The organism is Streptomyces sp. NPDC090025 (genome assembly GCF_044748125.1).
Taxonomy (GTDB): Bacteria; Actinomycetota; Actinomycetes; order Streptomycetales; family Streptomycetaceae; genus Streptomyces.
On the sequence record NZ_JBIVFL010000014.1, the window covers coordinates 93,077 to 111,548 of the forward strand.

The following is an 18,472-nucleotide window of genomic DNA, read 5'->3' on the forward strand; positions in this document are numbered from 1 at the left end:
GGCGTCGGGGGGCGCCGGGCTCCTGCTCGGGCCCGGCGGTCCGGGCGGTCCGGGCGGTTCGGGCGGTGCTCAGCGGACCCCGGTCAGCCGTGCCGAGACGACGACATTGCCCTCGTACCCGCCGTCCGGCGAGTACCGGCCGCCGCAGGTGATCAGCCGGAGTTCCGGGTCCCCGGTGGAGCCGTACACCCGATCGGCGGGGAAGTCGTCCTTGGGGACGACCTCGATGCCGTACACGGTGAAGACCGCCGTCCGGCCGTCCGCGCGCACGATCTCGATCCGTTTGCCCCGGGAGAGCGCCCCGAGGTCGTAGAAGACGGCGCGGCCCGCGGGGATGTCGACATGGCCGACGACGACCGCCGTGCCGCGCTCGCCCGGCGAGACGGCGCCTGTGAACCAGCCCGCGAGGTTGGCGTCGTCCGGGGAGGGGGCGTCGATCCAGCCCTCGGCGTCCAGGGCGACCCGGGTGACGGGCGCGTCGATCCGGACCGCCGGGACCCGGACCCGTACCGGCACGGACGCGGGCAGCGGCGCGGCGGCGGCCGTCCCGGTCGTGCCCGGGGCCCGGCCGGGCGCGGCGGCGGCGAGCGGCTGCGGCGGCCCGCCCACCGGCCACTCCCCCGCGCCGCCCCTGACCAGGTGCACGCCCACGAGCAGCACCACGGCGATCAGCCCCCAGGCGCCGCGCCGCCCCGGCCCGTTCGACCCCTGCACCTGCCTCCGCCTCCCCGGCACGACGACACTCGACCATGCTCGACGACACTCGACGACGCTCGACGAAATGGCGCTCCTCCGCCCCGGACCTCGTCACACCGGGGCGGAGGAGCCGTTTGCGGACCGGGCGGTCAGGACCCGGTGGTGTCGCGGCGGCGCATCAGCACGACGGCGGCGCCGAGGGCGCCCGCGATGAGCACGCCGCCGGTGGCGAGTTCGGTGACGCCGATGCTGTCGGCGGGCACGCCGACGGCGTCGGTCGCGCCACTGCCGTACCCGGCCTTGACGCCCTTGTGGGCGCCGCCCTGGTGGTCGCCGCTCTGGTGATTGCCGCCCTGGTGGTCGGCGACGGTGAGCGTGGTGGTGCCGCGTTCGCCCTTGCAGACGAAGGTGATCTCGTACTGGGCACCGGCCTTGGCGTCGGTGTCGACGGTGGCGGTGCCCTGGTGGCCCTCGTTGAGGGTCACCGTGTCGAAGATCCCCGACTCGACCGTGACGGTGGGGACTTCGCAGCCGTCCGCCTTGAGCGTGACCGTGCCGCCGGCCGCCACCGTGCTCGGTGTGACGGAGAAGCCGAAGGAGGTGATGTCGTGGCCGCTGCCCCCGCCGTCCTCCTTGGGGTCCTCCCTGGGCGGTACGTCGTCCTTCAGGAAGCCGATGTCGCCCGGCGCGAAGCCGTCGTCGGCCGCCGTCGCGGGTGCGGCGAGGGCGAGCGAGACGGCGGCGAGCGGACCGAGCAGGGCGGCGGCGGAAGCGGCACGTATCGCACGCATGGCGATCCTCCAGATCACGCGAGGGCGGTACGCGGAGCGTTTCCGCGGATGGTCCGGTGAAGAACCCTCGCCGCGATCGAAGCTAGGCGCGCCCCGGGTGCCCCGCCACCGGGCTCCGCCGATCGGGTCACGGAGCGGTCGCGCTGGGTGGCCGCGCCGGCGCCCGGCGCACCGGCCTGGCGTACCAGCTCGCGGGCGGCGCCCGGCGCCCCCTACGGAACGCGGATGATCTGGCCCGCGTACGACAGGTTCCCGCCGAAGCCGAACAGCAGCACCGGTGCCCCGGACGGGAGTTCGCCCCGCTCGACGAGCTTGGCCAGGGCCAGCGGCACGGAGGCGGCCGAGGTGTTGCCGGAGTCGACGACATCGCGGGCGACGACCGCGTTGACCGCGCCGATGCGGGCGGCGAGCGGTTCGACGATCCGCAGGTTCGCCTGGTGCAGGACGACCCCGGCGAGGTCCTCGGGCACGATGCCGGACCGGGCGCAGACCTGGCGGGCGAGGGCCGGGAGCTGGTGGGTGGCCCAGCGGTAGACGGACTGGCCCTCCTGGGCGAAGCGCGGCGGGGTGCCCTCGATGCGGACGGCGTGGCCCATCTCCGGGACCGAGCCCCACAGCACCGGGCCGATCGCGGCGTCATCGTCGTCCGTGGCCTCGACCACGGCGGCGCCCGCGCCGTCGCCGACCAGCACGCAGGTGGTGCGGTCGGTCCAGTCCGTCACATCGGTCATCTTGTCCGCGCCGATGACCAGGGCGCGGCGGGCGGCGCCCGCCCGGATGGCGTGGTCGGCGGTGGCAAGGGCGTGGGTGAAGCCCGCGCAGACCACATTGAGGTCCATGGTGGCGGGCGAGGCCATGCCGAGCCGGGCGGCGACCCGGGCCGCCGTGTTCGGCGAGCGGTCGATCGCCGTGGAGGTCGCGACAAGCACCAGGTCGATGTCACCGGCGGCAAGCCCGGCGGCGGCGAGCGCCTTGCCCGCGGCGTGCGCCGCCAGCTCGTCGACGGGTTCCTCCGGCCCGGCGATGTGCCGGGTGCGGATGCCGACCCGGCTCGTGATCCACTCGTCGCTGGTGTCGACCAGCGCGGCCAGGTCGTCGTTGGTGAGCACCTTGGCGGGCTGGTAGTGCCCGAGCGCGGCGATTCGAGTGCCCGTCATCCCGGGACCCCCTCGGTGGTTCGGTCGGCGTGGCGGCAGGAGGACCCAGTCTTGTCAGCGACTGACGGGTAACCGGTGACGTAAACCACCAAGATTCCCCCTAAGTGCCTGTTCGACCGTGACAAGAGGAGAATGGCCCGGTCAGGCCCCTGGGGGCGGACCGCGGGGACGATCGGCGGCCCGTACGGGCGGGAAAACGGACGGGAAAAGGGTGCAGCGGCCATGGGACGGGTCACGGAACGGCGGCGTGTGGTGCGGATCCGCGGCGGGGCGGTGAACACCCGGCCGGACACCCTGGTCGCCGAGGAACCGATGGAGATCCGGCTGAACGGCCGGCCGCTCGCCATCACCATGCGCACCCCCGGTGACGACTTCGCGCTCGCCGTCGGGTTCCTGGTGAGCGAGGGCGTGCTCGGGTCCGCGTCGGACGTGCGGAACGTCGTGTACTGCGCGGGCGCCACCGCCGACGGCACCAACACGTACAACGTGGTGGACGTGCAGCTGGCGCCGGGCGTCGAGGTCCCCGACATCACGCTCGAGCGGAACGTCTACACGACGTCGTCGTGCGGCCTGTGCGGAAAGGCGAGCCTGGACGCGGTGCGCACGTCGTCGCGCTTCGGCGTGGCGGACAGCCCGGTGATGCGGGTGACGCCCGATCTGCTCGCGGCGCTGCCCGACCGGTTGCGGGCGGCGCAGCGGGTCTTCGACCGGACCGGGGGGCTGCACGCGGCGGCGCTGTTCTCGGAGGACGGTGAGCTGCTCGACGTGCGGGAGGACGTGGGGCGGCACAACGCGGTGGACAAGCTGGTGGGGCGGGCGTTGACGGAGGGGCGGTTGCCGTTGTCGCGGGTGGTGCTGCTGGTGTCGGGGCGGGCGTCGTTCGAGCTGGCGCAGAAGGCGGTGATGGCGGGGATACCGGTGTTGGCGGCGGTGTCGGCGCCGTCGTCGTTGGCGGTGGATCTGGCGGTGGAGTCGGGGTTGACGTTGGTGGGGTTCTTGCGGGGGCGGGACATGAATGTGTACGCGGGTGAGGAGCGGATCGTGCTGGGCGCCGGCGCGTAACGGTTGCCGGTGGGTTGTCGGTTGCGGGCCGTCGGTGGTGCGGGGGCCGGGGCCTCCGTGGGGGTGGGCCCCCGCCCCACCGTTGGGTGGTGAGGGTGGGCCAGGGCGGGTGGGGCTCCGCCCTCCATGCGTCAGGGCTTCGGGGGGTCGATCATCTGGAGTTCCAGGGTCGCCGGGGCGGGCGCGACGCCCGGGCCGCCCGCCGCCGTCCAGGCCAGAACCTCGTCGAGGCAGTCCTGGTCGGCGCTCCAGCCGAGCCAGGCGGCGCGGCCGCCGCGGCGGCGGCCCTCGGTGGAGGGCTGGACGACCAGGACGTTGGCCTGGGCGCAGGGGCCGAGGCAGTCGCTGGTGCGGACGACGAGGCGGCCGCCGGAGGCCGCGGCGGCGGCCTTCAGGCGGGTGAGCTGGCCGTCGTGGTCCTGGCCGGGGTTCTTGCGGGCGTCGCCGCAGCAGCAGCCGCGGCAGACGACCAGGGAGCAGGGCCGGGGCCCGTACCGTATCGGCACCGGGGTCATTCCGTACCGCCGAAGCCGATCGCGGCAGCCGGGGCGACCGTGCCGAGGCGCGGGAAGTCCAGCTGGACGGAGGCACGGTGCTCGTCGGCGGTGAGCGCGGTCATGGCGTCCTCGGCGAAGACGAGGTCGTAGCCGAGGTCGGCGGCGGCCCGGGCGGTGGACTCGACGCCGAGGTTGGTGGCGATGCCGCCGAACACCAGGGTGGTGGCGCCGGACTTCTGGAGGACTTCGTGCAGGCCGGTGTCGTGGAAGCCGCCGACGGTGCGCTTGACGACGACGGCGTCGCCGTCGTGGACGAGTTCGGGGACCAGGTCGCTGCCGGGCGGCTGGGTGTCGATGCCCGGCCGTTCGACCCGGATGTGGACGACGGGCGCTCCGGCGGTGCGGAAGGCGGCGGCGAGGCGTCCGGCGGTGGCGAGGACGTCGGTGCCGGGGCGGGGGGCGAGGGGCAGTGCGACGATGCGCTCCATCAGGTCGACGAGGACGAGCGCGGTGCGGCCGGGATCGAGTGCGGGCATGGGAGCACCGTAGCGGCCCGGATGATCATCAGGGGCGGGCCGGGGTCGCGATCTCGCCACCGGCCGTGGGGGCCGGGGTCTCCGGCGCGGCCGTGGCTGCGGGTTCCTCCGGGTCGCGGGCGCGGCGGCGGGCGAGGACCGCGCAGACCATCAGCTGCATCTGGTGGAACAGCATCAGCGGCAGCACGGCGAGCGAGGCGTGCGCGCCGAACAGGACGCTGGCCATGGGGAGTCCGGCGGCCAGGCTCTTCTTGGAGCCCGCGAACTGGATGGCGATCCGGTCGCCGCGGCCGAAGCCGAGGCGCTTGGCGCCGTACCAGCTGACCGTCAGCATGACCGTGAGCAGTACGGCCTCGACGAGCAGCAGCAGGCCGAGCCTGGCCGGGGTCACCAGGTGCCAGACGCCCCGGTTCATGCCCTCGCTGAAGGCGGTGTAGACGACCAGCAGGATCGAGCCGCGGTCGACGTAGCCGAGCACCTTCTTGTGCCGGACCAGGAAGCCGCCGACCCAGCGGCGCAGCAGCTGTCCGGCGAGGAACGGCACCAGGAGCTGGAGCACGATCTTGAGGAGGGAGTCGGCGGAGAAGCCGCCGGAGCCGCTGATGCCGCTGCCGGTGAGCAGCAGGGCGGCGAGCAGCGGGGTGACGACGATCCCGGCGAGGGAGGAGAAGGAGCCCGCGCAGATGGCGGCGGGGACGTTGCCGCGGGCGATCGAGGTGAACGCGATCGACGACTGGATGGTCGAGGGGACCAGGCACAGGAACAGCAGGCCGCTGTAGAGGTCGGGCGTGAGGATCGTCGGCACCAGGCCACGGGCGGCCAGGCCGAGCACCGGGAAGAGCAGGAAGGTGCAGGCCAGGACGGTGAGGTGGAGCCGCCAGTGGCGCAGTCCCGTCATCGCCTCATGGGTGGAGAGCCGGGCGCCGTAGAGGAAGAAGAGCAGGGCGACCGCTCCGGTCGCCGTGCCGTTCGCGACCGCCGCCGCCGTCCCCGACGCGGGCAGCAGCGCGGCGAGACCGACCGTGCCGAGCAGCGCGAGTATGTACGGGTCGACCGGCAGCCAGGACGGGATCAGGGACCGGCTGGGCGCGGGCGGGCCGGGCGGTGCGGCGCCGGGTGACCCGGGTGACGCGGAGGGTGCGGCGGCTGCGGACGGGCGGGGACTCATACGTCCATCCTGGTGGACGGCCCCGTGATCGGGAACGCCGTACAGCGCACTGACTGTCATCACGGATCGCGATAACCGGGCGGGGGCCGCTACGGTCGGAGGGGTGTACGAGCCGACGCTCCTGCGCACCTTCCTCGCGGTGGCGCAGACCCTCAGTTTCACCCGGGCCGCCCGGCGGCTCGGGCTGCGCCAGTCGACGGTGAGCCAGCACGTACGGCGTCTTGAGGAGGCGACCGGGCGGCCGTTGTTCGTGCGGGACACCCATGGGGTGGAGCTGACCGAGGACGGCGAGGCGATGCTCGGCTTCGCGCGCTCGATCCTGGAGGCGCACGAGCGGGCGACGGCGTTCTTCACCGGGACCCGGCTGCGCGGGCGGCTGCGGTTCGGGGCGTCCGAGGACTTCGTGATGACACGCCTTCCGGAGATCCTGGAGTCGTTCCGGCGCGAGCACCCCGAGGTCGATCTGGAGCTGACGGTCGAGCTGTCCGGCACGCTGCAGGCGCGGCTCGACGCGGGTCGGCTCGATCTGATCCTGGCGAAGCGGCGCGGTGGCGGGCCCCCGGGCACGCCCGGCGCGCCCGACGGGGCTGCGGGCGGGGCGCACCCCGGCGAGGAGCATCCGGGTGAGGAGCTGGTCTGGCAGGACACGCTGGTGTGGATCGGTGCGCCCCGGCTGCGGCTCGATCCGGAGCGGCCGGTGCCGCTGATCGTCTTCCCGCCGCCGGGGATCACCCGGGCCCGCGCCCTGGCGGCCCTCCAGACGCAGGGGCGGGCGTGGCGTATCGCGTGCACCAGCACCAGTCTGAGCGCGAACGTGGCGGCGGCCAGGGCCGGGCTCGGGGTGATGGCGCACACCCGGGGGCTGCTGCCGCCGGAGTTGGTGGAGCTGCCGGCCAGGGCGGGGCTTCCGGAGCTCGGCGCGGTGGACTTCGTGCTGCGCAAGGGGCGGCGGCGCGGGGCGACGCAGGACGCGGCGGACGCGCTGGCGGCGGCGATCCTGGCGGGCGGCGACCGGCTGCACCGCCCGCCGCGTCCGCGCTGAGCGCCCGGCGCGGCGCCCCCGGCGGCCGGGCCGCAGGTCGGGCCCGGTGTGCGCACCGTACAGATTCCGTGGAGATCGGGGCCGCCGGGGCTTACCGGCGGTCACACAACGTGCCCCGGCGTACGCCCACTTGCCCGCCTTCCGGTCGCTGACCTGTGGATACGCGCAATGTCGCGGCTTGGTGAAGGCCCTCCCGCCGGGCTTCGGCGTGGGGTAGGTTCACCCGCGCCGTACGGAGTGCGACGTCGAGCGGGCGAGGGAGCAGGTCAGTGCGCGAGTTCACCGTGCCGCCGGTCGAGGCGGCGCCTCAGGTCGGCGGTCTGGCGGACGCCGTGTTCGACCATGCCGAGCGGGACCCGGAGCGGGTCGCGCTCGGCCGCAAGGACGCCGCGGGGGTCTGGCGGGACGTGACCGCCGCCCAGTTCAAGGCCGAGGTGCTGGCCCTTGCGAAGGGTCTGATCGCGCAGGGCGTGCGGTTCGGCGACCGGGTCGCGATCATGTCGCGGACCCGCTACGAGTGGACGCTGTTCGACTTCGCGCTGTGGACGCTCGGCGCGCAGTCGGTGCCGGTCTATCCGACCTCGTCGGCCGACCAGGTGCTGTGGATGCTGCACGACGCGCAGGTGACGGCGTGCGTGGTGGAGCACGAGGACCACGCGATGACGATCGGTTCGGTGGTCGACCGGCTGCCCCGGTTGCAGCGGCTGTGGCAGCTCGACGCGGGCGACGGCGCGGTGGCGGAGCTGATGGCGGCGGGCGCGGACATCGACGAGGACGTGGTGCAGCGGCACCGCAGGGCGGTGACGCCGGACTCGGTGGCGACGGTGATCTACACCTCGGGGACCACCGGCCGCCCCAAGGGGTGCGTGATCACCCACGCGAACTTCATGTTCGAGACGGAGATGCTGATCGGGCGCTGGGAGCCGGTGTTCCACTCCAAGCCGGGCGACGAGGCGTCCACGCTGCTGTTCCTGCCGCTCGCGCATGTCTTCGGGCGGATCGTGGAGGTGGCGGCGATCCGCGGCGGGGTGAAGCTGGGCCATCAGCCGGTGCTCGCCGCCGCCGAACTCCTCCCCGATCTGCAGGCGTTCCGGCCGAGCTTCGTGCTCGCGGTGCCGTACGTCCTGGAGAAGGTGTTCCACGCGGCGCGCCGCCGGGCCGAGTCGGAGGGCAGGCGCGGCCCGTTCGACAAGGCGGTGGACGTGGCCGTGAAGTACGCGGAGGCGGTGGAGCACCGGGCGTTCGACCTCGGTCCCGGCCCGTCGGCCGGGCTGCGGATGCAGCACCAGTTCTTCGAGAAGACGGTGTACGGGAAGGTCCGCGAGGCGCTGGGCGGCCGGGTGCGGCACGCGATGTCGGGCGGTTCGGGGATGGACCGGCGGCTCGGTCTGTTCTTCGAGGGGGCGGGGGTGACGGTCTTCGAGGGGTACGGCCTGACGGAGTCGTCGGCGGCGGCGACCGCGAACCCGCCGGAGCGCACCAAGTACGGCACGGTGGGGCAGCCGGTGCCGGGGACGACGGTGCACATCGCGGAGGACGGCGAGGTGTGGCTGCACGGCGCCCATGTGTTCTCGGGCTATCTGAACGATCCGCACTCCACCGGCGCGGTCCTGAACGACGGCTGGCTGGCCACCGGCGATCTGGGGATGCTCGACGAGGACGGCTATCTGACGATCACCGGGCGGAAGAAGGAGATCCTGGTGACGTCGGGCGGCAAGAGCGTGTCGCCCGCGGGTCTCGAGGAGCGGGTGCGGGCGCATCCGCTGGTGTCCCAGTGCATCGTGGTGGGCAACGACCGGCCTTATGTGGCAGCCCTGGTGACGCTGGATCAGGAAGCGGTGGAGCACTGGCTGGCGATGCAGCGGCGGCCGCCACTGCCGCCCGCCGAGCTGGTGCACGATCCGGCGCTTGAGAGCGAGATCCGGCGGGCGGTGGTGGCCGCCAACACCAAGGTGTCGCAGGCGGAGTCCATCCGCACCTTCCGGATCCTGGCGCATCCGTTCAGCGAGGAGCACGGGCTGCTCACCCCGTCCCTGAAGCTGAAGCGGAAGGCGATCGAGTCGGCGTACGCGGTGGAGGTCGAGGCCCTGTACGGCTGAGCCGCGACCCCTCCGGGCCAGGCCGGGCCAGGCCGGGCCAGGCCGATGCGGGCCGGTCCGGACCCGCCCCGCATCGATTCCGTTCCTGGTCAAGACCCCTGCCTCAAAGTCAATTGACGATGCGTCAGTTCTTGACGGTTCGTCAGGTCACTCACAGAATGCGGTCACCCGACGGAGGGATGACCGACCGTGTCCAGAACGCTCCGCACCCTCGCCGCCGCCGCGGCGGCGCTCTTCCTCGCCACCGCCTGCAACTCCGCCTCCACCGGCGGCGCCTCGGACAAGCCGGGCGGCGGCGGCTCCGGCGGACCGGCCGGCACCGTGCGGGGAGTGACCGCCGACTCCATCAAGGTCGGCGGCATCGTCTCCATGACGAGCGCCAGCGGCTACTCCAAGAAGGACACCGACCTCGGCGCCAAGGCCCGCTACGACCGGGCCAACGCCGAGGGCGGCGTGAACGGCCGCCGGATCGACTACCTGGGCGCCGAGGACGACGGCCAGGACCCGGCCCGCAATCTCGCCGCCGCCCGCAAACTGGTGCAGCAGGAGAAGGTGTTCGCGGTCGCGCCGATGAGCTCGGTCACCTTCGCGGGCGCCGACTTCCTCGACGGACAGGCGGTGCCCACCGTCGGCTGGGGCACCCTGCCGTCGTTCTGCGGCCCCAAGCACCTCTACGGCTTCAACGGCTGCCTGGTGCCCACCCCCGGCGGCACCCTCAACCAGACCTGGCCGGAGGGTCTGGCCACCATCCTCGGCGGCGCGAAGGGCCGTTCGGTCGCGCTGATCGCCGGGGACAACGACGCGGGCAAGTTCGGCATCCGCACCTTCACCCAGGGCTTCACGGCGGCCGGGTTCCAACTCGCCTACGCCAAGCCCTCGGTGCCCGCCACCGCGCTGCCGAACGACTGGTCCGCGTACGTCAAGGAGATCCTGCGCTCCGGGCCCGGCGGCAAGGCACCCGACGCCGTGGTGTCCGTGATGCAGACCCCGTACAACATCGGACTGTTCACCGCCCTGAAGCGGGCCGGGTACCGGGGCGTGCTGTCCGACCCGACCGACTACGACCCGGGGCTGCTCGCCAAGGACGCCACCCGGCAAGCGCTCGACGGGGTCGTGGTGCTGCTGCAGTTCCAGCCGTTCGAGGCGGACAGCCCGGCGATGCGGACCTTCAAGGAGGACATCAGGAAGGCGGCGGGCGGCAAGGACGTGCCGCTCAACATGCACATGATGACTGGATACATGAGCGCCGACCTGTTCCTGTCCGTCGCCGCCAAGGCGGGCAAGGACCTCAGCGTCGAGTCGTTCCAGCGGGCCGCGAACGGCTTCTCCGACACCGGCACCCTGGTCGGCGACCGCGCCGAACCCAAGGGCCAGAAGGAGAGCTTCGGCTGCGGCGCGCTGGTCCGGCTGACCGGCGGCCGGTACGAGATCGCCGTGCCGTTCCGCTGCTACCCGCCGATCCCCTTCCACTAGGGGGCGGCGCCGTGGGTGACCTGCTCGGCTTCGTCCTCAGCGGGCTGGTCTCGGGCGCGCTCTACGCGCTGCTCGCGACCGGCCTGGTGCTCTCGTCCGCCGCCTCCGGGCTCTTCAACTTCGCGCACGGCGCCACCGCCTATCTGTGCGCGCTCGCCTTCTACGAACTCCACTCCGGCTTCGGCTGGCCCGCCGTCCCCACCGCGCTGCTGCTTGTCCTGGTGGTCGCGCCGGGCCTCGGCTGGGCGCTGGACCGGCTGATGTTCCGCAAGCTGGCCCGGGTCGGCGAGACCGCGCAGATCACCGCCACCATCGGACTCCTGGTCGCGCTCCCGGCGGCCGGGCTGTGGGCGGTCGACCTGCTCGGCCGGGCCGGGGCGCCGGTGAAACCGGCCGAGAACCAGTTCGGGCTGCCCGGCGTCGGGCCCAGCCCGGCGGTGTCCTGGCAGCCCTTCGAGGCACTGGGCGTCGACGGCGTCGGCGTCGACTCCGACCAGCTGATCACCTGGCTGGCGACAGCGGCCGTCGCCGCCGGACTCTGGGTGCTGCTGCGGCACACCCGGCTCGGGCTGCGGCTGCGGGCCGCCGTCGACAACCGGTCGCTCGCCGAGCTGCGCGGGGTCGACGCCGACCGGCTCTCCTCGGTGGCCTGGATGCTGTCGTCCGGGCTCGCGGGCCTGGCCGGGGTGCTCGCCACGCCGCTGCTCGGCCTCTCCGCGCACGACTACACCCTCTTTCTGTTCGTCTCGGCGACGGCGGCGGTGCTCGGCCGCTTCGCGTCCGTGCCGCTGGCCTTCGCGGGCGGCCTCGGCCTCGGGGTGGTGCAGAACCTGGTCGCCGGATACGCGAGTTTCGCCGAGGGCATCACCGGCTTCCGTACCGCCGTCCCCTTCCTCATCCTGTTCGCGGGGCTGCTGCTGCTCGCCCGGCGGGCCAGGGTCGCGGGCACCGCGGCGGCCGACCCGCCACCCGAAGACCGGCCCGCCCGGCTCGCCCGGCTCGGTCCTGGCCGCCGGTGGGGGCCGTGGGCGGTGGCGGGGGCGCTGCTCGCCGTCGCGTTCTACACGGTCACCACGCCGTTCTGGAGCGGGATCCTCGCGCAGGGCCTCGCGGTCGGCCTGGTGTTCCTGTCGTTCTCGGTGGTCACCGGGCTCGGCGCGATGGTGTCGCTCGCGCAGGCCACCTTCGTGACCGGCGCCGCGCTGGTCGCCGGGCTGCTGATGAGCCACGGCTGGCCGTTCGCCGCCGCGGCCCTCGCCGGTACCGCCGGGGCCGCGCTGCTCGGCGCGGTGGTGGCGCTGCCCGCGCTGCGGCTCGGCGGGCGCTCGCTCGCCCTCGCCACGCTCGCCCTCGGCTTCCTCGCCGACCAGGTCCTCTTCCAGTTCGGCTGGCTCCGCAACGGCGACACCGGCTGGGAGATCCCGCGCCCGGTGCTCGGCCCGCTCGACCTGTCCGACGACCGGGCGATGGGCGTCACGCTCGTGGTGCTCTGCGCGGTGGGCGTGGCCGCGTTGAGCCGGCTGCGGAACTCGCGGCACGGGCGCGCGATGCTCGCGGTCCGCTCGGCCCCGGCCGCGGCGGCGGCCTCCGGGGTGTCGGTGGTCCGCACGAAGCTCCTGGTGTTCACCGTCTCGGCGGGCCTCGCGGGCTTCGGCGGCGTGCTCTACGCCTCGTACAACACCCGCATCACCGCCACCGACTTCCCGGCGATGGCCGGTCTGGTCTGGCTGGCGGTGGCGGTCGCGGCGGGCGTCCGGCGCCCGCAGTACGCGGTGGTCGCGGGCCTGGTCTTCGCGGTCGCCCCGCAGTTGCTCGCCAGCTATGTGACGGACTCGGCGCACCTGCCGGTGGTGCTCTTCGGCCTCGCGGGTCTTGCCCTGGCGAACGATCCGGACGGGTATGTGGCGGCGGTCCCGGCCCGCTGGGCCGCGTGGCGCGAGCGTCGGGCCAGGGCGTCGGACGGGACCGGTGGCGGTGACCCCGCCGTGGCCGGCCCCGGCGCCGTCCCGGTCCCGTCCGCCAGGGGTACGGGCGCCTCCGGCGCCGACGCGTCCCGCACCGGACGGCACGCCCGCCCGGCCGAGCCGGAGACCCCCGCCGCTGCCGTCCCCGCCCCGGCGGCGGACGCGAAGGCGCACGCGGAGTCCGGGCCCGCCGCGCTCGAACTGGCCGGGGTCCGGGCCGGGTACGGCGGCGGGGCGGACGTGCTGCACGGCGTCGGGCTCACCGTGCGCGGCGGGGAGATCGTGGCCGTGCTCGGGGCCAACGGGGCCGGGAAGTCGACGCTGTGCCGAGTGGCCGGGGGGCTGCTCGGCGCCCGCACCGGCCGGGTCCTGGTCGGCGGGGCTGCGGCGGGCGGCGACTCCGTGGTCGCGCGGGCCCGCCGCGGGGTGCGGCTCGCGCCCGAGGGCCGGGGGATCTTCGCGGGCCTGACCATCGAGGAGAACCTGGCGCTCCAGCTGACCGCCGCCGCCGACCGGGACGCCGTGTACGAGCGGTTCCCGGCGCTCGCGGCCCGCCGCACCGTGGCGGCGGGCTCGCTGTCCGGCGGCGAGCAGCAACTCCTCGCGCTCGCCCCGCTGCTCCAGCGGCCACCGGCGGTGCTGATCGCCGACGAACCCTCGCTCGGGCTCGCGCCGCGGGTCGTCGACGAGGTGTTCGCGCTGCTCACCGAGTTGCGGGCGCGCGGCACCGCGCTGCTCCTGGTCGAGGAGAAGGCGGCCGAGGCGCTGGGCATCGCGGACACCGTCGCGTATCTCGCGGAGGGCCGGATCGTGTGGTGCGGGCCGCGCGCGGAGGCGGACGCCGACCGGCTCGCCGACGCCTATCTGGGCATGGGGGTACGGGCATGAGCGACGACGGCGCGATCCTCGCGGCGCACGGGGTCGGGGTCCGGTTCGGCGGGGTCCGGGCGCTCGACGACGTCACGATCGCCGTCCGGCCGGGCGAGATCTGCGGTCTGATCGGGCCGAACGGCGCCGGGAAGACCACCCTGTTCGACGCCCTGTCGGGGATCCGCCGCCCCGACCGGGGCCGGATCCTCCTCGACGGCGCCGACATCACCCGCCGCTCCCCCGTGTGGCGGGCCCGGCACGGGCTGCGCCGCACCTTCCAGCGCCAGCAGCTCTTCGGGCAGCTGACCGTCGCGGACAACCTGGTCGTCGCCCAGGAGTGGCGGCGCGGCGGCGGCCGGGCGGCGGGCGCCGCCCGGCGGGCCAGGGCCGCCGAGGTGCTGCGGGACTGCGGGCTCGACGCGTTCGCCGACACCCACGCGGGTGTACTGCCGGTCGGCCGGGCCCGGATGGCCGAGCTGGCCAGGGCGCTCGCCGACCCGCCCCGGGTGCTGCTGCTCGACGAACCGGCCTCCGGCATGTCGGCCGACGAACGCGAACGGCTCGCCGCGGTGGTCCGGCACCTCGCGGAGCGGGAGGGCTGCGCGGTGCTGCTCGTCGAGCACCATGTGTCGTTCGTGATGGAGCTGTGCGCCCGGGTCGTGGTGCTCGACCTGGGCCGGGTGCTCGCCGAGGGCCCGGCGGCCGAGGTGCGGGCCGATCCCCGGGTCCGTACCGCCTATCTGGGCGCGCCGGCCGCCCCGGGCGGGGGTGGCACCGGCTGACCGGTCGCAACCGGATCGAGACCGGTGGGAAGGAATGCGACCGCGGTGGTGATCGTTGGAGCTGGGTGGAGTACCCCGACGACGTAAGGATCCACCCCTCGTGAGCACGGACAACAAGGTCCCCTTCCTCACCCTCGACAACGGCGTGCGGATGCCCCAGCTGGGCTTCGGCGTCTGGCAGGTGCCGGACGCCGAGGCCGAGTCCGCCGTGGCCACCGCCCTGGAGGCGGGCTACCGCTCGATCGACACCGCCGCGATCTACGGGAACGAGGCGGGCACCGGCAAGGCCCTCGCCGCCTCCGGTCTCCCCCGCGAGGAACTGTTCGTCACCACCAAGCTGTGGAACAGCGAGCAGGGCTACGACTCGACGCTGCGCGCCTTCGACGAGTCGCTCGGCAAGCTCGGCCTGGACCACGTCGACCTGTACCTGATCCACTGGCCGCTGCCGGCCAAGGACACGTACGTCGACACCTACCGCGCCCTCGAGAAGATCCTCGCCGACGGCAAGGCCCGCGCCATCGGCGTGTCGAACTTCCACCCGGAGCACCTGGAGCGGCTGCTCGGTGAGACCTCGGTGGTCCCCGCCGTCAACCAGATCGAGCTGCACCCGCAGCTCCAGCAGGCCGAGCTCCGGAAGGTGCACGCCGCGCACGGCATCGCGACCGAGGCGTGGTCGCCGCTGGGCCAGGGCCGTGGTCTGCTCGACGTCCCGGCGATCGTGGCGATCGCCCGCAAGCACGAGGTGACGCCCGCCCAGGTGGTGCTGCGCTGGCACCTCCAGATCGGCAACGTGGTGATCCCCAAGTCGGTCACCCCGTCCCGCATCCGGGAGAACATCGACGTCTTCGGCTTCGAGCTGGACGCCGAGGACCTGGCGGGCTTCGCGGCGCTCGACGAGGGCCGCCGTCTGGGCCCGGACCCGGCCGAGTTCCACGTCGGCGCCTGAGCCGACGAAGGCCGCTCCGGCGGTACGTGCCGAGGGCACGGCGGTCCTGACCGCCGTGCCCTCGGGCATGTTCGCCGTGCGGCGGTGCGGGTGGCTCAGACCTTGCGGCCGGTGTGCACGGTACGGGCGGTCAGCAGGAACAGGTCGGGGCGCCGGTGCAGGGACAGCGGCTCGGCCGGGTCGAGCAGCCGCTCCATCGTCGTGCGGTCGTCGCCGTCCAGGCGCTCGGCCCAGCCCTCCCGCAGCCGGGTGTAGTGCGCGACGATCTGCGCGCGCACCGCGTCCGGCACCGGGGCGGGGACGTCGCTGAGGAAGCTGCGGGTGCCGCTCGGGGTGAGCCCGGCGCCGGTGAGCAGTGCCGCCCAGTCGTCGATCTCGTCCTTGGCGTCGGGCAGCGCGGCCCGCATCTCGCCGAACCAGTGGGCGTGCTCCGCGTCCACCCGGGCTTCGAAGCCGGGACGGCCGATGCCCTGGTTCCACGGCAGGTGGCGGGTGGGCAGGCCGCCCTCGGCGAGCGCGATCACGCCGCCCGGGTTGAGGAGTCCGGCGAACGCCTTGACGGCCGCGCCCTGGTCGCCGATGTGGTGCAGCGAGTTGCTGGCGAAGACCAGGTCGGCGGTGCCCAGCCGGTCGAAGTCGCCGGGCAGTTCGGCGCGCAGGGTGGCGACCCGGTCGCCGAGGCCGCGCGCGTCGGCGCGCTCGCGGGCCAGCGCGAGGAGCTCGGGGCTGCCGTCGACGGCGACCACCTCGGCCTCGGGGAACGCCTCGGCGAGCAGCGCGGTGACCACACCGGGACCGCTGCCGACGTCGAGCACCCGGCGCACCGCACCGGTGGCCGGGGCGAGCGAGGCGAGCCAGTCGGCGGCGGCCGCGTACATCGGGCTCTGGGTCTCGGCCTGCGCGGTGAGCAGCGGGGCCATCTCGGCCCAGTCGAGGTGGGTGTGGTCGTGGTGGCCGTGGCCCTTGTCCTGGTGCCCGTGGCCGTGGTCGTGGCCCTCGCCGTGACCCTGGCCGTGGTCGTGTCCGGTGTGCTGGTGTGCGCTCATGGGAACAGGGTGCGCGCCCGGTGCCGTAAGCGCGAGAAAACTTGCCGGTACGGCAAGTGCGGGCTCAGCCGGTGGCCCGGTGTTCCTGCGGGCTGACGCCCCGTACCCGTTTGAACGCGGCGCTGAGCGCGAACGCGCTGCTGTAGCCGACCTGGCGGGCCACCGCCTCCACGGTCGTGCCGGTGCCGCGCAGCAGGTCGGCGGCGCGGTCGATGCGCCGCCCGGTGAGGTAGGCCATCGGCGGCTCGCCGACCAGTTCGGTGAACCGGCGGGCGAGCGCGGCCCGTGAGACGCCCGCCTTCTCGGCGAGCGCCGCCACCGTCCACGGGTGCGCCGGGTCGCCCTCCAGGAGCCGCAGCGCCCGGCCGACGACCGGGTCGCCCATGGCCAGGTACCAGCCGGGCGCCGCCGCGCCGGGCCGGGCGAACCATTCGCGGACGACGGCGATCAGGAGCAGGTCGAGCACCCGGTCGAGGACGACGCTCTGCCCGGGGTCGTCGCGGGTGATCTCCTCCTCCAGGAACGGCATCAGCGGACAGCGCCACACCTCGGCGGGCAGGTGCAGCAGATCGGGCAGCGCGTCGAGCAGGCGGCGGCTGACCTCTCCGGCCAGCTGATAGGTGCCGACCAGCACGGTGGTGCCGCCGTCGGGGGCGTTGCCCCAGGTCCGTACGCCCAGGCTCATCGTCTCGGCGAGCGGCTCCCCGCTGAGGGTGGCGCACGCGCCGCCGGGCCCGATGACGGCGGTCGGCGGGGCGTCGGCGGAGTGGGCGACGGTGTACGGGGTGCGGCGGCTGACGCTGCTCTCGGGGCGCGGCGAGCCGGAGGCCGAGCGGGCGGAGCGGGCGCTCGGCGCCCCGGGCGTCGAACTCGCCGTGGTACGGGCCGCGTTCTTCACGCAGAACTTCGACGACGGGCTGCTCGCGGAGGGGGTCGCGGCCGGGACGATCGCGTTCCCGGCGGGCGGCACGGCCGAGCCGTTCGTCGACGCCGACGACCTGGCCGAGGTGATCGTGGCGACGCTGCTGCGGGACGCGCACGCGGGCCGTACGCACGAGGTGACCGGGCCGCGCGCGCTGACCTTCGCCGAGGTGGCGGCCGAGCTGACCCGGGTCACCGGGCGGCAGGTGACGTACGCCCCGCTGAGCGAGGCCGAATTCGCCGCGATGATGGTCGGGTTCGGGCTTCCGGAGCCCGAGGCGGTGTGGCTGGCCGGCCTGTTCGCGATGCTGCTCGACGGGCACAACAGCGCGGTGACCGACGGGGTGGAGCGGGTGCTCGGCCGGGCGCCGCGCGACTTCTCGGTCTGGGCGGACCGGGCGTACGGCGCCGCCCCGGCGGCCGGGGCGCGGCCCGAGCCGCTGCCCGTGCCGTCGGCTCAGGCGTAACGGGCCGCGAGGGCGCGGACGGTGGCGGCGATCCGGTCGCGGAGGTCAGGGGGGCCGAGGACCTCCACCTCCGTGCCGAGCGCGAGCAGCGTGTCGTGGGCGTGTTCGGGCCCCTCGACGGGCAGGGTGGCGCGGGTCCAGCCGTCCGGCTCGGCCACCCCGTGCTCGGCGAGGGCCCGGGCGGCGGCGCCGGTCAGTTTGGCCGCGCCGCGCGGGGAGATCCGTACCTCCGCGTCGCCCTGGTGCAACCGCCGGTGGAAGTCGGCCTGTCCGGCCCGCCAGTGGGCGGCCAGGTCGAAGCCGTCCGGGATGACCGCCGCCTCGTCGGTGACGGTGAGGTCGAGGATCTGGTCGACCCGGTAGGTGCGCGGCCCGGGTCCCGCGACCAGGTACCAGCGGCCGGCCTTGAGGACGAGTCCGTACGGTTCGAGGCGCCGGTCGACGTCGGTGGGCGCCTTCCAGCGCCGGTAGCGGACGGCGAGCACCCGCCCCTCCCGCACCGCGTCGGCGACCAGCGGCAGGAACGGGGCCTCGGTGTCCGGGGTGTACCAGCCGGGTGCGTCGATGTGGAAGCGGGTGCGCAGCCGGTCGACGTGCTCGCGCAGCGGGGCGGGGAGTGCGGCCCGCAGTTTCAGCTGGGCGTCGGCGAAGTGGCCGCCGAGGCCGAGTTCGTCGGCGGCGACCGGGAGTCCGGACAGGACCAGGGCCTCGGCCTCCCGCGCGTACAGGCCGGTGAGCCGGGAGCGGTGTCCGGCGAGCAGCTGGTAGCCGCCGCGGTGCCCGGCGTCCCCGTACAGCGGCACGCCCGCGGCGTGCAGCGCCTCGACGTCCCGGTAGACGGTGCGGACCGAGACCTCCAGCTCCTCGGCGAGCTGGGCGGCGGTCAGCCGGCCGCGGGTCTGGAGCATCAGCAGGATCGTCAGGAGTCGGCTGGACTTCACTGACACAAGATGTC

At 74.4% G+C, this 18,472-nt stretch carries 17 protein-coding genes; 8 read left to right on the top strand and 9 right to left on the bottom strand.

Going from position 1 to position 18,472, the window contains the following annotated elements; translation table 11 throughout:
* Nucleotides 1–69: 69 nt before the first annotated feature.
* The 3 genes from ACIPXM_RS27635 to ACIPXM_RS27645 all read right to left on the bottom strand — a co-directional run bounded on the left by ACIPXM_RS27635 (nucleotide 70) and on the right by ACIPXM_RS27645 (nucleotide 2,644).
* The gene (locus ACIPXM_RS27635) at nucleotides 70–714 is read right to left on the bottom strand and encodes a class F sortase (protein WP_401660638.1); all 645 of its coding nucleotides are present in this window, start codon (nucleotides 712–714) and stop codon (nucleotides 70–72) included.
* A 131-nt stretch (nucleotides 715–845) separates the two neighbouring features.
* Nucleotides 846–1,487: a hypothetical protein gene (locus ACIPXM_RS27640; protein WP_401660640.1), complete on the bottom strand. Its 642-nt coding sequence runs from the start codon at nucleotides 1,485–1,487 to the stop codon at nucleotides 846–848.
* Between the two features lie 212 nt (nucleotides 1,488–1,699).
* Nucleotides 1,700–2,644: a beta-ketoacyl-ACP synthase III gene (locus ACIPXM_RS27645; protein ID WP_401660643.1), complete on the bottom strand. Its 945-nt coding sequence runs from the start codon at nucleotides 2,642–2,644 to the stop codon at nucleotides 1,700–1,702.
* Nucleotides 2,645–2,866: 222 nt separating this feature from the next.
* On the opposite strand from ACIPXM_RS27645, the gene fdhD reads away from it, so the two are divergent.
* Complete coding sequence (fdhD, locus tag ACIPXM_RS27650) at nucleotides 2,867–3,706, top strand: formate dehydrogenase accessory sulfurtransferase FdhD (RefSeq protein WP_401660646.1); 840 nt, start codon at nucleotides 2,867–2,869, stop codon at nucleotides 3,704–3,706.
* 131 nt (nucleotides 3,707–3,837) lie between these two features.
* Here fdhD and ACIPXM_RS27655 read toward each other — a convergent pair whose 3' ends face one another.
* Genes ACIPXM_RS27655 through ACIPXM_RS27665 form a run of 3 tightly spaced genes read right to left on the bottom strand, consistent with a single transcriptional unit; the run spans nucleotide 3,838 to nucleotide 5,907 of the window.
* Entirely contained in the window at nucleotides 3,838–4,221 is a 384-nt protein-coding gene (locus ACIPXM_RS27655; protein WP_401660649.1) for a (2Fe-2S) ferredoxin domain-containing protein, read from the bottom strand.
* The gene (locus tag ACIPXM_RS27660; protein ID WP_401660651.1) at nucleotides 4,218–4,739 is read right to left on the bottom strand and encodes an isochorismatase family protein; all 522 of its coding nucleotides are present in this window, start codon (nucleotides 4,737–4,739) and stop codon (nucleotides 4,218–4,220) included. Before ACIPXM_RS27660 ends, ACIPXM_RS27655 begins: the two co-directional genes overlap by 4 nt.
* A gap of 28 nt (nucleotides 4,740–4,767) precedes the next feature.
* The gene (locus tag ACIPXM_RS27665) at nucleotides 4,768–5,907 is read right to left on the bottom strand and encodes a bile acid:sodium symporter family protein (RefSeq protein WP_401660653.1); all 1,140 of its coding nucleotides are present in this window, start codon (nucleotides 5,905–5,907) and stop codon (nucleotides 4,768–4,770) included.
* Between the two features lie 103 nt (nucleotides 5,908–6,010).
* Here ACIPXM_RS27665 and ACIPXM_RS27670 point away from each other — a divergent pair, with 103 nt between their 5' ends.
* The 6 genes from ACIPXM_RS27670 (at nucleotide 6,011) to ACIPXM_RS27695 (ending at nucleotide 15,083) form a co-directional block, all read left to right on the top strand.
* The gene (locus ACIPXM_RS27670; RefSeq protein WP_401660656.1) at nucleotides 6,011–6,949 is read left to right on the top strand and encodes a LysR substrate-binding domain-containing protein; all 939 of its coding nucleotides are present in this window, start codon (nucleotides 6,011–6,013) and stop codon (nucleotides 6,947–6,949) included.
* Nucleotides 6,950–7,218: 269 nt separating this feature from the next.
* Nucleotides 7,219–9,048 carry an AMP-dependent synthetase/ligase gene (locus tag ACIPXM_RS27675; RefSeq protein ID WP_401660659.1) on the top strand — a complete coding sequence of 610 codons (1,830 nt, stop codon included), beginning with the start codon at nucleotides 7,219–7,221 and terminating at the stop codon, nucleotides 9,046–9,048.
* A gap of 189 nt (nucleotides 9,049–9,237) precedes the next feature.
* Entirely contained in the window at nucleotides 9,238–10,521 is a 1,284-nt protein-coding gene (locus ACIPXM_RS27680; RefSeq protein WP_401660661.1) for an ABC transporter substrate-binding protein, read from the top strand.
* Between the two features lie 11 nt (nucleotides 10,522–10,532).
* Nucleotides 10,533–13,373 (top strand): ATP-binding cassette domain-containing protein, encoded by a 2,841-nt coding sequence (locus tag ACIPXM_RS27685; protein WP_401660664.1) that lies wholly within the window; start codon nucleotides 10,533–10,535, stop codon nucleotides 13,371–13,373.
* Entirely contained in the window at nucleotides 13,370–14,137 is a 768-nt protein-coding gene (locus tag ACIPXM_RS27690; protein ID WP_401660667.1) for an ABC transporter ATP-binding protein, read from the top strand. The genes ACIPXM_RS27685 and ACIPXM_RS27690 overlap by 4 nt, the downstream gene beginning before the upstream one ends.
* A 151-nt stretch (nucleotides 14,138–14,288) precedes the next feature.
* Nucleotides 14,289–15,083 (top strand): aldo/keto reductase, encoded by a 795-nt coding sequence (locus ACIPXM_RS27695; protein WP_401660954.1) that lies wholly within the window; start codon nucleotides 14,289–14,291, stop codon nucleotides 15,081–15,083.
* A gap of 95 nt (nucleotides 15,084–15,178) precedes the next feature.
* Here ACIPXM_RS27695 and ACIPXM_RS27700 read toward each other — a convergent pair whose 3' ends face one another.
* Nucleotides 15,179–16,129 carry a class I SAM-dependent methyltransferase gene (locus ACIPXM_RS27700; RefSeq protein WP_401660671.1) on the bottom strand — a complete coding sequence of 317 codons (951 nt, stop codon included), beginning with the start codon at nucleotides 16,127–16,129 and terminating at the stop codon, nucleotides 15,179–15,181.
* Between the two features lie 64 nt (nucleotides 16,130–16,193).
* Nucleotides 16,194–17,078: a cupin domain-containing protein gene (locus ACIPXM_RS27705; RefSeq protein WP_401660957.1), complete on the bottom strand. Its 885-nt coding sequence runs from the start codon at nucleotides 17,076–17,078 to the stop codon at nucleotides 16,194–16,196.
* Between the two features lie 58 nt (nucleotides 17,079–17,136).
* Between ACIPXM_RS27705 and ACIPXM_RS27710 the strand changes: the two genes are divergently transcribed.
* The gene (locus ACIPXM_RS27710; RefSeq protein ID WP_401660674.1) at nucleotides 17,137–17,517 is read left to right on the top strand and encodes a hypothetical protein; all 381 of its coding nucleotides are present in this window, start codon (nucleotides 17,137–17,139) and stop codon (nucleotides 17,515–17,517) included.
* On the opposite strand, the gene ACIPXM_RS27715 is transcribed toward ACIPXM_RS27710, so the two are convergent.
* Nucleotides 17,508–18,458 carry a helix-turn-helix transcriptional regulator gene (locus ACIPXM_RS27715; protein WP_401660677.1) on the bottom strand — a complete coding sequence of 317 codons (951 nt, stop codon included), beginning with the start codon at nucleotides 18,456–18,458 and terminating at the stop codon, nucleotides 17,508–17,510. The genes ACIPXM_RS27710 and ACIPXM_RS27715 overlap by 10 nt on opposite strands.
* Nucleotides 18,459–18,472 lie beyond the last annotated feature (14 nt).

What these genes read in the sequence shown, in the direction of transcription:
- ACIPXM_RS27660 (WP_401660651.1), bottom strand. Translation starts at nt 4,739, where the DNA reads ATGCCCGCACTCGATCCCGGCCGCACCGCGCTCGTCCTCGTCGACCTG.
- ACIPXM_RS27640 (WP_401660640.1), bottom strand. Translation starts at nt 1,487, where the DNA reads ATGCGTGCGATACGTGCCGCTTCCGCCGCCGCCCTGCTCGGTCCGCTC.
- fdhD (WP_401660646.1), top strand. Translation starts at nt 2,867, where the DNA reads ATGGGACGGGTCACGGAACGGCGGCGTGTGGTGCGGATCCGCGGCGGG.
- ACIPXM_RS27700 (WP_401660671.1), bottom strand. Translation starts at nt 16,129, where the DNA reads ATGAGCGCACACCAGCACACCGGACACGACCACGGCCAGGGTCACGGC.
- ACIPXM_RS27690 (WP_401660667.1), top strand. Translation starts at nt 13,370, where the DNA reads ATGAGCGACGACGGCGCGATCCTCGCGGCGCACGGGGTCGGGGTCCGG.
- ACIPXM_RS27645 (WP_401660643.1), bottom strand. Translation starts at nt 2,644, where the DNA reads ATGACGGGCACTCGAATCGCCGCGCTCGGGCACTACCAGCCCGCCAAG.
- ACIPXM_RS27665 (WP_401660653.1), bottom strand. Translation starts at nt 5,907, where the DNA reads ATGAGTCCCCGCCCGTCCGCAGCCGCCGCACCCTCCGCGTCACCCGGG.
- ACIPXM_RS27655 (WP_401660649.1), bottom strand. Translation starts at nt 4,221, where the DNA reads ATGACCCCGGTGCCGATACGGTACGGGCCCCGGCCCTGCTCCCTGGTC.
- ACIPXM_RS27695 (WP_401660954.1), top strand. Translation starts at nt 14,289, where the DNA reads ATGCCCCAGCTGGGCTTCGGCGTCTGGCAGGTGCCGGACGCCGAGGCC.